The 12,311-nt window shown below is 72.7% G+C and carries 11 protein-coding genes; 8 read left to right on the top strand and 3 right to left on the bottom strand.

The window, feature by feature from the left end:
* Nucleotides 1-2: 2 nt before the first annotated feature.
* The 3 genes from xseA (at nucleotide 3) to ABZ172_RS08645 (ending at nucleotide 2,566) form a co-directional block, all read left to right on the top strand.
* On the top strand, nucleotides 3-1,214 hold the full coding sequence (xseA, locus tag ABZ172_RS08655; RefSeq protein WP_356881605.1) for an exodeoxyribonuclease VII large subunit: 1,212 nt from the start codon (nucleotides 3-5) through the stop codon (nucleotides 1,212-1,214).
* 98 nt (nucleotides 1,215-1,312) lie between these two features.
* Nucleotides 1,313-1,594 (top strand): exodeoxyribonuclease VII small subunit, encoded by a 282-nt coding sequence (locus ABZ172_RS08650; RefSeq protein ID WP_356881603.1) that lies wholly within the window; start codon nucleotides 1,313-1,315, stop codon nucleotides 1,592-1,594.
* Nucleotides 1,595-1,975: 381 nt separating this feature from the next.
* Nucleotides 1,976-2,566 carry a malonic semialdehyde reductase gene (locus ABZ172_RS08645; RefSeq protein ID WP_356881601.1) on the top strand — a complete coding sequence of 197 codons (591 nt, stop codon included), beginning with the start codon at nucleotides 1,976-1,978 and terminating at the stop codon, nucleotides 2,564-2,566.
* 159 nt (nucleotides 2,567-2,725) lie between these two features.
* On the opposite strand, the gene ABZ172_RS08640 is transcribed toward ABZ172_RS08645, so the two are convergent.
* On the bottom strand, nucleotides 2,726-3,289 hold the full coding sequence (locus tag ABZ172_RS08640; protein WP_356881599.1) for a DUF4245 domain-containing protein: 564 nt from the start codon (nucleotides 3,287-3,289) through the stop codon (nucleotides 2,726-2,728).
* A gap of 144 nt (nucleotides 3,290-3,433) precedes the next feature.
* Here ABZ172_RS08640 and glpX point away from each other — a divergent pair, with 144 nt between their 5' ends.
* Nucleotides 3,434-4,465 carry a class II fructose-bisphosphatase gene (gene glpX / locus ABZ172_RS08635; RefSeq protein ID WP_356881597.1) on the top strand — a complete coding sequence of 344 codons (1,032 nt, stop codon included), beginning with the start codon at nucleotides 3,434-3,436 and terminating at the stop codon, nucleotides 4,463-4,465.
* A 63-nt stretch (nucleotides 4,466-4,528) separates the two neighbouring features.
* On the opposite strand, the gene ABZ172_RS08630 is transcribed toward glpX, so the two are convergent.
* Both ABZ172_RS08630 and ABZ172_RS08625 read right to left on the bottom strand, forming a co-directional pair.
* Nucleotides 4,529-4,900: a WhiB family transcriptional regulator gene (locus ABZ172_RS08630; protein WP_356881595.1), complete on the bottom strand. Its 372-nt coding sequence runs from the start codon at nucleotides 4,898-4,900 to the stop codon at nucleotides 4,529-4,531.
* A gap of 166 nt (nucleotides 4,901-5,066) precedes the next feature.
* On the bottom strand, nucleotides 5,067-5,738 hold the full coding sequence (locus ABZ172_RS08625; RefSeq protein WP_356881593.1) for a DUF1707 domain-containing protein: 672 nt from the start codon (nucleotides 5,736-5,738) through the stop codon (nucleotides 5,067-5,069).
* Nucleotides 5,739-5,925: 187 nt separating this feature from the next.
* On the opposite strand from ABZ172_RS08625, the gene ABZ172_RS08620 reads away from it, so the two are divergent.
* The 4 genes from ABZ172_RS08620 (at nucleotide 5,926) to ABZ172_RS08605 (ending at nucleotide 12,273) form a co-directional block, all read left to right on the top strand.
* Nucleotides 5,926-7,593, top strand: coding sequence for a fumarate hydratase (locus tag ABZ172_RS08620; RefSeq protein WP_356881591.1), 1,668 nt, complete (start codon nucleotides 5,926-5,928; stop codon nucleotides 7,591-7,593).
* Nucleotides 7,594-7,783: 190 nt separating this feature from the next.
* Nucleotides 7,784-9,187: a class II fumarate hydratase gene (locus tag ABZ172_RS08615; RefSeq protein WP_356881589.1), complete on the top strand. Its 1,404-nt coding sequence runs from the start codon at nucleotides 7,784-7,786 to the stop codon at nucleotides 9,185-9,187.
* A 44-nt stretch (nucleotides 9,188-9,231) separates the two neighbouring features.
* Nucleotides 9,232-9,951 (top strand): DUF402 domain-containing protein, encoded by a 720-nt coding sequence (locus tag ABZ172_RS08610; protein WP_356881587.1) that lies wholly within the window; start codon nucleotides 9,232-9,234, stop codon nucleotides 9,949-9,951.
* Nucleotides 9,952-10,332: 381 nt separating this feature from the next.
* Entirely contained in the window at nucleotides 10,333-12,273 is a 1,941-nt protein-coding gene (locus ABZ172_RS08605; protein ID WP_356881585.1) for a SpoIIE family protein phosphatase, read from the top strand.
* Nucleotides 12,274-12,311 lie beyond the last annotated feature (38 nt).

Below are 12,311 nucleotides of genomic sequence, written 5' to 3'. Positions count from 1 at the left end.
GTATGGCTCTCACTACGTCCCCGGAAGCCCCGCTGCCCGTCGGCGACGTGTCACGGCTGATCGGCGGCTGGATCGACCGGCTCGGCGCGGTCTGGGTGGAGGGACAGATCACCCAGCTGTCCCGTCGGCCGGGTGCCGGCGTGGTGTTCCTGACGCTGCGCGACCCGTCCCACGACATCTCGGTGAGCGTGACCTGCTTCCGGCAGGTCTTCGACCGGATCGCGGACGTGGTGACGGAGGGCGCGCGGGTGGTCGTGCTCGCCAAGCCCGAGTGGTACGCCCCGCGCGGGCAGTTGTCCCTGCGGGCCACGGAGATACGGCCGGTGGGCATCGGCGAGCTGCTGGTGCGGCTGGAGCAGCTGAAGAAGTCGCTGGCGGCCGAGGGCCTCTTCGCCCTGGACCGCAAGAAGCCGCTGCCCTTCCTGCCGCAGCTGATCGGCCTGGTCTCCGGGCGGGCCTCGGCGGCGGAGCGCGATGTGCTGGAGAACGCCAGACGGCGCTGGCCCGCGGTGCGCTTCGAGGTGCGCAACACCGCGGTGCAGGGGGTGCACGCGGTGAACCAGGTGGTCGGGGCGGTGCGCGAGCTGGACGGGATGCCGGAGGTCGACGTGATCGTCGTCGCCCGCGGCGGCGGCAGCGTCGAGGACCTGCTGCCGTTCTCGGACGAGGAGCTGATCCGTGCGGTCGCCGCGTGCCGCACACCGGTGGTCTCCGCGATCGGCCACGAGCCGGACTCGCCGCTGCTGGACCTGGTGGCGGACCTGCGGGCGTCCACCCCGACGGACGCGGCGAAGAAGGTCGTGCCGGACGTGGGCGAGGAGCTCGACCGTGTCCAGCAGTTCCGGGACCGGGCCCTGCGGACGGTGCGCGGGCTGATCGACCGGGAGGAGCGAGGGCTGACGCACGCGCTCGGCAGGTCCTCGATGGAGCGGCCGCAGCGGATGGTGGACGAGCGGGAGGCGGAGATCGACGCACTGACCGGGCGGAGCCGCCGGGTGCTCGGGCACCTGCTGGACCGCGCCGACTCGGAGCTCGCGCACACCAGGGCCCGGGTGGTGGCGCTGTCCCCTGCGGCGACCCTGGAGCGGGGGTACGCGGTGCTGCAGCGGCCGGACGGCCATGTGGTCCGCTCCCCCGCGGACGCCGGGGCGCCGGGCGCGGAGCTGCGGGCGCGGGTCTCCGAGGGCGAGTTCACCGTACGCGTCGCGGAGTGAGCCCCCGGGTCGGCGGCGCGGAGTGCGGTACGGGTCCGCCTGCGCGGGGTGCGGAGCAGCGGCCGGGTTTGTCGGAGCCCGCGCATAGGGTGGTCGGCATGACGGACGACGGGACGACGACGGCTGCCGCGACGGGCACGCCCGGGTACGAGCAGGCCCGGGACGAGCTGATCGAGGTCGTACGCCGCCTGGAGGCGGGCGGCACGACGCTGGAGGAGTCGCTGGCCCTGTGGGAGCGCGGCGAGGAGCTGGCGAAGGTGTGCCGGCACTGGCTGGAGGGCGCGCGCGCCCGGCTGGACGCGGCGCTGGCCCGCCCCGAGGAGCCCTCCGCCGACGGGCGCGGGGACGGGGACGACAACCAGGAGCGGGACGGGGACTGAGCCACGGCCCTCCGGGGCCGGCCCGCGGGCACGGCCTCGGACCGGCCCCGAGCAGGACACCGCGGGAGACGGCCGGGCGCAGGCCGGGCGCCGGGAGGCCCTCGGGCGTCGCGGGACACCGCCGCGCCGCTGAGCACCTCCGGGCCGCGGGGACACCCCCGGGCGTCGTGGGGGACCCCCGGGATGCGCGGAGCCCGCGGTCCACCGCACGGGTCCCGCGGGCGCACCGGGACACCGCCGTCTGCCCCAGGACATCGCAGGACATCGCAGTCGCCTCTGTGCAGTGGATCACTTCGGGACGGATTTAGTTGAACCTTAATCTATTCCCCGGTTACGGTGATCACATCGCTCGACGCATCCGTCCGGAAGGTAACGCCCCCGATGTCCCTCGTTCTTGACCCCGCCGCCCAGGACCTCCTCTTCCGCGAGGCCCGCACTGCCAACACGTTCACCGACGAGCCGGTGACCGACGAGCAGGTCCAGGCGATCTACGACCTGGTCAAGTACGGCCCCACCGCCTTCAACCAGTCGCCGCTGCGCGTCGTGCTGGTCCGTTCGGCCGAGGCCCGCGAGCGTCTGGTCGCGCACATGGCCGAGGGCAACCGCCCGAAGACCTCCACCGCCCCGCTGGTCGCGCTCCTCGTCGCGGACCACGAGTTCCACGAGGAACTGCCGGCCCTCATGCCGCACTTCCCGCAGGCCAAGGACGCGTTCTTCTCCGAGCGCCCGGTCCGCGAGCAGTCCGCCGGGCTGAACGCCGCGCTCCAGGCCGCCTACTTCATCATCGGCGTCCGCGCCGCCGGCCTGGCCGCCGGCCCGATGACCGGCTTCGACGCCGCGGGCATCGAGAAGGAGTTCCTGGACGGCGACCACAAGCTGCTCATGGCCGTCAACATCGGCAAGCCGGGCGAGGACGCCTGGTTCCCGCGCCTGCCGCGCCTGTCGTACGACGAGGTCGTCACCACCGTCTGATCCCGCCGCCCGACTCCGCGCCGAGGGGCGGGCGGATCCCGGTCACGGCCGGGCCCGTTCACCCCACCGGAGCATCGAGGGCCCCGCGACGCCGAGCGTCGCGGGGCCCTCGTGGTTCCGGCGGCCACCCTCTCCCGGACGGGGCGGCGGCGCCTGCCGTCAGGAAGCGGTGGCGGGGGTCTCCGAGGCGGTGGCGGGGGCCGCCGGGTCCGTCTTCAGCGCGGCGGCCATCTCCGCGAGCCGGTCCGTCGGGGCGGAGCCCGTCACCACCGTGGTCACACCCTCGGCGTGCAGCACAAGGGCGTCGTACTTCGGCCCCTCCCAGACCTCCCAGGCCCGGCCCGACACCTCACGGGTGCGTCCGGTGTCCTCGGCGTCACGGCTGACCTGGGGCACGTACTTCTTCGCCGGGGCCGTGGACTGCTCCACGGCGACGTACCTCTGGTCGGGGTCGAGGAAGCCCAGGTGCCATCCGGCGCCGTTCTGCCCCTCGTACGAGACGGAGGTCGGCTTCCACCCCTTCGACAGGCCGTCCGGGGCCGCGACCGGGTACGGCGCGGCACGGCGGGCCGTGGCGAGCTCGACGCGGTAGTCGACCGCCTTGATCGGGTCGGCCTTGTCGTCGTGCGGGATGAAGACGTAGACGACGCCCGCCACTGCGGTGATCACGAGCATCGACAGGATCATGTCCCGGACGGTCTGCTTGCCTCGCTTGCTTGCCACGGACTCAATGGTGGCATGAGCCCTCGCGCGCCCGATCGGCGGGCGTCTGCTCATAAGTGACCCGGTCTGCTCATTTTATCGACCTACCGATAGAGTCACAGCACCCTCTTTTCCGGTCGTCGTCGTACAGAAAGGTGCGCTCCGATGTCCGAGCATCATCTGCCGTCCCAGCTCGAGGTCTCCCCGGAGGCCCCCGACCGCAACCTGGCCCTGGAGCTGGTGCGGGTCACCGAGGCCGCCGCCATGGCCGCCGGGCGCTGGGTCGGCCGCGGCGACAAGATCGGCGCCGACGGTGCCGCCGTGAAGGCCATGCGCACGCTCGTCTCCACCGTGTCGATGAACGGCGTCGTCGTCATCGGCGAGGGCGAGAAGGACGAAGCCCCCATGCTGTTCAACGGCGAGCGCGTCGGCGACGGCACCGGAGCGGAGGTCGACATCGCCGTCGACCCGATCGACGGCACCACGCTCAACGCCAAGGGCATGCCCAACGCGATCGCCGTCCTGGCGGCCGCGGACCGCGGCGCGATGTTCGACCCGTCCGCGGTGTTCTACATGGACAAGCTGGTCACCGGCCCCGAGGCCGCCGACTTCGTCGACATCAACGCCCCCGTGTCGGTGAACATCCGGCGCGTGGCGAAGGCCAAGAACTCCGCCCCCGAGGACGTCACCGTCGTCATCCTGGACCGGCCTCGGCACGACGGCGTCGTCAAGGAGATCCGGGAGACCGGCGCCCGGATCAAGTTCATCTCCGACGGCGACGTCGCGGGATCGATCATGGCCGCCCGCGAGGGGACCGGCGTCGACCTGCTCATGGGCATCGGCGGCACCCCCGAGGGCATCATCTCGGCCTGCGCCATAAAGTGCCTGGGCGGTGTCATCCAGGGCAAGCTCTGGCCCAAGGACGAGGCCGAGCGGCGGCGCGCGCTCGACGCCGGGCACGACCTGGACCGGGTCCTGTCGACGGACGACCTGGTCGGCGGCGACAACGTGTTCTTCGTCGCCACCGGGATCACCGACGGCGAACTCCTGCGCGGTGTGCGGTACCGCTCGGAGACGGCCACCACGGACTCCCTGGTGATGCGGTCCAAGTCGGGCACGATCCGCAGGATCGACTCGACGCACCGGCTCTCGAAGCTCCGCGCCTACAGCGCGATCGACTTCGACCGCGCGAAGTAGTCCCGGCACGCACGGAGGGGAGCCGCCCGGGCCGGGCGGCTCCCCTCCGTGTACGCACGGGGCTCAGCCCGCGGCGGCTATGCGTCCCGCCGAGGCCGTGCTCTTGAGCTCGATGTCGCGTCGGCGGCGCCGCGCGAGCACCACACGGCGCTCGGCCGCGGTGAGGCCGCCCCAGACCCCGTAGGGCTCGGGCTGGACGAGTGCGTGCTCCCGGCAGTCCACCATCACCGGACATCGGGCACAGACCTGCTTCGCGGCCTCCTCACGGGAGAGCCGGGAGGCGGTCGGCTCCTTCGACGGGGCGAAGAACAGCCCGGCTTCGTCCCGGCGGCACACCGCCTCCGCATGCCAGGGGCCCGCCTGCTCCTCCCGCACGGGAGTGCGCTGGGAGGGCACGGCGGCGGCCTGCAGGGGCTGATGCGGCGTGTGCTGCACGGTCCACTCCTGACGACGTCTTGGGGCTTCGTGAGCGAGAGGCGATGCAGCCTCCCTACCCACTGTGCGCACGCCTATGCACTGAGTGGCGTCGTCGCGCACGGCCGCCGCGCGGAGGCCGCACCGGCGACCGGCCTGAACCGGCCGCTCCCCCGCCGCCCCGCCCTCAGTGTCCGAGGTGTTTGCGCAGCTGCCGGTGGAGGTTGGCGATGACCTTGCCGCGCTTGGGCTTCGCCTCGACGTGCCCGAACACCGAATAGCCGTTCACGACCACGACCGGCGCCTCCGGGTCGGCCGATTCCAGGGTGTCGACCTCGAAATTGCCGAAAACGCCCGTCCCGCCGCCGCGCAGCGAGATGTTCTCGGGGACCTTGATCTCGACGCTGCCGAAGATGGAGGTCGCGTTGACGACCGACAGGCGCTGGCCGAACAGCGCCTCGGTCAGGTCGATCTCGACGCTGCCGAAGAGCGAGAAGGCGTTCGTGCGGCCGCCGACGCGCCAACGGCCCCTGCGGGTCGAGCTGCTGAAGACGGCGACCAGGTTCTCGGCGGGCCCGGCCGGCTCCCCGGGGCCGTGCCCGTAGGACGGCAGGGTCTGCCGGGCGGCGCCGCCCGGCGCCGGCAGATCCTGGACCAGCGGCGCCAGTTCACCGACGGTCTTCGCCCGGTAGACCAGGTCGACCCGCTCGGCGTGCTCCTCGGCCGTCAGCCGGCCCTCGGCCACGGCCTCCCGCAGGATGTCCGCGATCCGGTCGCGGTCCGCGTCGGAAGCGCGGATTCCGGCGGGCGCGGGACCGGCCGGTGCGACGGGCTGCTGAGGCTGCTTCTCGAGGTCCACCGGCCCAGGGTACCGAAACGCGATAGATCGCGACCAGTGCCTCACCGGCCCCGCCGCGATTACGGTCCCGGACCGGGCGGCCGGGTGAGCCTTACCTCACAGGCCCGGCGCACCCCGGGGGTCCTACCCTGGTGGATGCGCTGCCCGAGGGAGGTCAGCCGCTGTCGCCGAGTGAGGAATGGCCGAAATGCCAGAGTTTGCGTACTCCGATCTGCTTCCCCTGGGAGAGGACACCACGCCGTACCGGCTGGTGACCGCCGAGGGCGTCTCGACCTTCGAGGCCGACGGCCGTACGTTCCTCAAGGTCGATCCGGAGGCCCTGCGCACCCTCGCGGCCGAGGCGATGCACGACATCTCCCACTACCTGCGCCCCGCGCACCTGGCGCAGCTGCGCCGCATCGTGGACGACCCGGAGGCCTCGTCGAACGACAAGTTCGTCGCGCTGGACCTCCTGAAGAACGCGAACATCGCCGCCGCGGGCGTCCTCCCGATGTGCCAGGACACCGGCACGGCGATCGTCATGGGCAAGCGCGGGCAGAACGTGCTGACCGAGGGCGGCGACGAGGAGGCCCTGTCGCACGGCATCTTCGACGCGTACACCGAGCTCAACCTGCGCTACTCGCAGATGGCCCCGCTGACCATGTGGGACGAGAAGAACACCGGCTCGAACCTCCCCGCGCAGATCGAGCTGTACGCGACGGACGGCGGCGCCTACAAGTTCCTCTTCATGGCCAAGGGCGGCGGCTCGGCCAACAAGTCCTTCCTCTACCAGGAGACGAAGGCGGTCCTCAACGAGGCCTCCATGATGACGTTCCTGGAGGAGAAGATCCGTTCGCTGGGCACGGCGGCCTGCCCGCCTTACCACCTGGCGATCGTCGTCGGCGGCACCTCGGCCGAGTTCGCGCTGAAGACCGCGAAGTACGCCTCCGCGCACTACCTCGACGAGCTGCCCGCCGAGGGGTCCCCGACCGGCCACGGCTTCCGGGACCGGGAGCTGGAGCAGAAGGTCTTCGAGCTGACCCAGCGGATCGGCATCGGCGCCCAGTTCGGCGGCAAGTACTTCTGCCACGACGTGCGGGTGGTGCGCCTCCCCCGGCACGGCGCCTCGCTGCCCGTCGCGATCGCCGTGTCCTGCTCGGCCGACCGCCAGGCGACCGCGAAGATCACCGCCGAGGGCGTGTTCCTGGAGCAGCTGGAGAAGGACCCGGCGCGTTTCCTCCCGGACACCACCGACGAGCAGCTGGACGAGTCCGGCGACGTGGTGCGCATCGACCTCAACCGGCCGATGGACGAGATCCTCGCCGAGCTGACCAAGTACCCGGTCAAGACCCGGCTCTCGCTGACCGGTCCGCTGGTCGTGGCGCGCGACATCGCGCACGCCAAGATCAAGGAGCGGCTGGACGCGGGCGAGGAGATGCCGCAGTACCTCAAGGACCACCCGGTGTACTACGCGGGCCCGGCGAAGACCCCCGAGGGATACGCCTCCGGCTCCTTCGGCCCGACCACGGCCGGCCGTATGGACAGCTACGTCGCCCAGTTCCAGGCGGCGGGCGGCTCCAAGGTGATGCTCGCGAAGGGCAACCGGTCCAAGCAGGTGACGGACGCGTGCGGCGCGCACGGCGGCTTCTACCTCGGCTCGATCGGCGGCCCCGCCGCCCGGCTGGCCCAGGACTGCATCAAGAAGGTCGAGGTCGTCGAGTACGAGGAGCTCGGCATGGAGGCCGTCTGGCGGATCGAGGTCGAGGACTTCCCCGCGTTCGTCGTGGTCGACGACAAGGGCAACGACTTCTTCACCGAGCCCGCCCCGGCGCCGACGTTCACCAGCATCCCGGTCCGCGGCCCCGGCCTCGGCTGACCCGCACCGGGAGCACGAGGGGTGTCCGGCCCGCGGGTCGGACACCCCTCGCCGTGTCCCCGGCGCCCGACCCGCCGGGTGCGCGGCGGGGCGCCCGGCGGGGAGCGCGCTGCGGATACCTTCTGGCGGACGGCGCCCGGGAATAGGCCGGGCGCACCCCGCGCTGACCCGCATCAGGAGGTCGAACACCATGGACGGACCGGACCGGGAGACGGCGTACCGCGTCGAGCACGACTCGATGGGTGAGGTGAGGGTGCCCGCGCACGCCAAGTGGCGGGCCCAGACGCAGCGCGCGGTGGAGAACTTCCCCGTCTCGGGGCAGCGGCTGGAGCGGGCGCACATCGAGGCCCTGGCGCGGATCAAGGCGGCGGCGGCCAAGGTCAACGCCGAGCTGGGGGTACTGGATCCGGACATCGCGGAGGCGATCGGGGAGGCCGCGGCGGAGGTCGCGGCGGGCCGCTGGGACGAGCACTTCCCCGTCGACGTGTTCCAGACGGGTTCGGGCACGTCCTCCCACATGAACACCAACGAGGTGGTGGCCACCCTGGCCACCGAGCGGCTGGGACGTGAGGTCCACCCCAACGACCACGTCAACGCCTCGCAGTCCTCGAACGACGTGTTCCCGTCGTCCATCCACATCGCGGCGACGGCGGCCGTCACCGCCGATCTCGTCCCCGCGCTCGAACATCTGGGCGAGTCCCTGGAGCGGAAATCGGCCGAATTCTCGGAGGTCGTGAAGTCGGGCCGTACGCATCTGATGGACGCCACGCCCGTCACCCTGGGCCAGGAGTTCGGCGGGTACGCGGCGCAGATCCGCCACGGCGTCGAGCGGCTGCGCGCCTCGCTGCCCCGTCTCGCCGAACTCCCCCTCGGCGGGACCGCGGTGGGGACCGGCATCAACACGCCGCCCGGCTTCTCCGCCGCGGTGATCGCGGAGGTGGCCCGCACGACCGGCCTGCCGCTGACGGAGGCCCGCGACCACTTCGAGGCGCAGGGCGCCCGGGACGGGCTCGTGGAGACCTCGGGCCAGCTCCGCACCGTCGCCGTGTCGCTCACCAAGATCTCCAACGACCTGCGCTGGATGGCCTCCGGCCCCCGCACCGGGCTGGCCGAGATCACCCTTCCCGACCTGCAGCCCGGTTCGTCGATCATGCCGGGCAAGGTGAATCCGGTGATCCCCGAGGCCGTGCTGATGGTGGCGGCGCAGGTGACGGGCAACGACGCCACGGTCGCCGCCGCCGGGGCGGCCGGCAACTTCGAGCTCAACGTGATGCTCCCGGTCATCGCGAAGAACCTGCTGGAGTCGGTGCGGCTGCTCGCCAACGCCTCCCGCCTGCTGGCCGACCGCACGGTCGACGGCATCACCGCCGACGTGGAACGGGCCCGGCGCTACGCGGAGTCCTCGCCCTCGGTCGTCACCCCGCTGAACCGGTACCTCGGCTACGAGGAGGCGGCGAAGGTCGCCAAGAAGTCCCTGGCCGAGGGCACCACGATCCGGGAGACCGTGCTGGCCGGCGGCTACGTCGAGCGGGGCCTCCTGACGGCGGAGCAGCTCGACGAGGCGCTGGACGTGCTGCGCATGACCAGGCCGTGACGCGTAACGCACCGTGCCGGCGGGCGCGTCACTAAGATCTCTTCATGACAGCGACGGAAGCGGGTACGGGAGCAGGCTCCGGAGCGGGTGCGGGGGACGGCGTGCGCTGGGCGCCGGGAGAACGGATCCTCTGGCGCTACCGGGCCAACGGTGAGCCGGGTGACGGCGGGGGCAGCGCGGTCCACATCTGCCGGCCGGTCACCGTCGTGCAGGACACCGACGAACTGCTGGCGGTATGGATGGCGTCCGGCACCGAGTGCGTGCGGCCGGTGCTCGCCGACGGCACCCAGGTGCACGCCGAGCCGCTCGCCACCCGGTACACCCGCCCCCGCACGACGGTGCGTTCCCGGTGGTTCGGATCGGGCGTCCTGAAGCTCGCGCGGCCGGGCGAGCCCTGGTCGGTCTGGCTGTTCTGGGACCGCGGCTGGCTCTTCCGCAACTGGTACGTCAACCTGGAGGAGCCCAGGTCACGCTGGGCGGGCGGAGTGGATTCGCAGGACCACTTCCTGGACATCTCCGTGCGTCCCGACCACAGCTGGGAGTGGCTGGACGAGGACGAGTTCGCGCAGGCGCAGCGGGTCGGGCTGATGGACCGGGCCACCGCCCGGCGGGTGCGCGAGGCGGGGCTGGCGGCCGTCGAGGTGATCCAGCGGTGGGGCGCGCCGTTCAGCGACGGCTGGGAGCACTGGCGTCCGGACCCCGGGTGGCAGGTCCCGCCGCTGCCTGATGACTGGGACCGCACCCCCGCCGCCACCCCGTCGTGAGACCCTTGGTGCACCCCAGGGGGCAAACGTAGGATCGCCTTCCAGAACCGCTCCGCCGGACGACAGGCCACAACCGGCGCGACCGGTCCGGGGTCTGACCACCAGTCACCGAACGCGTCGTACGAGTCACCCGGTCCACGAAACCGGATGGGGCGGGCCGGCGCACGAACCACTGCGAGGGGGTGGAGACATGCTCGCTGTCCGCTGCCCGGCCATCGGGAGACCGGGTACCGGCCACCTCGCCGGGCGTACGGTTTCGGCCCCTTTTCCGAGGGCATTCGGTGACAGCCGTTGTTCTCACCGCTCTCGCCGGGGCACAGTGGCGCAGCCCCCCGAGGTGATTGCCTCATACAACCGGCCCGGACGGACGGAATCCCACGCGTGACGGAGCACCCCACCTCACACGAAGGCCGGCAGCCTCTCGCCGCCCGGTCGCAGGAACGTGCCCGGCCCCGGCAGGAGGAGGCCCCGTCGGGTCCCGCTGCCACCGCCGCGATCCCCGGTCCCTCGCCCGCGCCCGCCACGGCGAAGGGCCCGGTGCCGAACGCGGTGCCCAATCCGGTGCCCGGCGCGGTGGACGGACCGGCCGCCGACTCCCAGGCGGTGTCCCGCCGCGAGGGTGACCGGCTGCGCTTCGTCGGCGCGGCGACCCGCCGGATCGCGCGGGGCATAGACCTGGACGAGATCGTCCTGGGTCTGTGCCGGGCGAGCGTGCCCACGTTCTCCGACGCCATACTCGTGTACCTCCGCGATCCGCTCCCCGTGGGCGACGAACGGCCGGCCACCCCGTTCGTCCTGCGGCTGCGGCGCACCGACCGGCTGCGGCTGACCGACGAGGACAACGACGGCGGGCCGGAGGGCGAGCGGCTGCGGCTGCCCGTCGCCGGTTCGCAGGCGGGGCTGCTGCCCGCCGCCGATCTGTGCGAGATCCGGGCGGGCGGCGCGCTCGACGAGGTGCTGCGCGGGGTGCGGCCGGTCTTCGGGGACTCGGCCGCGGCGCGGGTCGCCCTGCCCGAGCTGCTGGGGGCGGGGCGGACGGTGCCGACCGGGCACCGCGCGATCCTGGCCCCGCTGCGCGGCCGCCGCCGGGTCATCGGTGCGGCGGTCTTCCTGCGCGGCACGGAGCGGCCGCCGTTCGAGGCGAACGACCTCCTGGTCGCGGCGCAGTTGGCCACGCACACCGCGCTGGGCATCGACAAGGCGGTGCTGTACGGCCGCGAGGCGTACATCGCCGACGAGCTGCAGCGCACGATGCTGCCCGACTCGCTGCCCCAGCCGACGGGTGTGCGGCTGGCCTCGCGCTACCTCCCGGCCGCCGAGACGGCGCGGGTGGGCGGTGACTGGTACGACGCGATCCCGCTGCCCGGCAGCCGGGTAGCGCTGGTCGTCGGCGACGTGATGGGCCACTCCATGACCTCCGCGGCGATCATGGGCCAGCTGCGCACCACCGCGCAGACCCTGGCCGGCCTCGACCTGCCTCCGCAGGAGGTCCTGCACCATCTGGACGAGCAGGCGCAGCGGCTCGGCAGCGACCGCATGGCGACCTGCCTGTACGCGGTGTACGACCCCGTCGCGCACCGCATCACCATCGCCAACGCCGGCCATCCGCCGCCCGTGCTGCTCCATCTGGGCGGCCGTGCGGAGGTGCTGCGGGTGCCGCCGGGTGCGCCGATCGGTGTCGGCGGGGTCGACTTCGAGGCCGTGGAGCTGGACGCGCCGGCCGGTGCCACGCTGCTGCTGTACACGGACGGGCTGGTGGAGTCGCGGCTGCGGGACGTCTGGACGGGGATCGAGATCCTGCGGGAGCGGCTCGCGACCACCGCGCAGCTGACCGGGCCGGACCACTCGCCGCCGCTGGAGGCGCTCTGCGACGACGTGCTGGACATGCTGGGTCCGGGCGACCGGGACGACGACATCGCGCTGCTGGCCGCCCGGTTCGACGGGATCGCGCCGAGCGACGTCGCGTACTGGTTCCTGGAGCCGGAGGACGCGGCGCCCGGGCGGGCGCGCAGGCTGGCCCGCAGGGCGCTGAGCCGGTGGGGTCTGGAGGACCTCTCGGACGAGGTGGAGCTCCTGGTCAGCGAGGTGGTGACCAATGCCGTGCGCTACGCGGAGCGTCCGGTGACGCTGCGGCTGCTGCGTACGGACATCCTGCGCTGCGAGGTCGGCGACGACGCCCCGCAGCTGCCCCGGCAGCGGCGGGCCCGTGAGACGGACGAGGGCGGGCGCGGCCTGTTCCTGGTCAACCGGCTGGCCCGGCGGTGGGGGGCGACCCGGCTGTCGACGGGCAAGGTGGTCTGGTTCGAGATGGCCACCCCCTGAGGGCGGGGCCGTAGGACGGTGACGAGGGGCGGGTGCCG

Source organism: Streptomyces sp. NPDC006296 (assembly GCF_040613235.1).
GTDB lineage: Bacteria > Actinomycetota > Actinomycetes > Streptomycetales > Streptomycetaceae > Streptomyces.
Note: the sequence above shows the minus strand (reverse complement) of the source record. Positions and strands in the feature narration are given on the sequence as shown.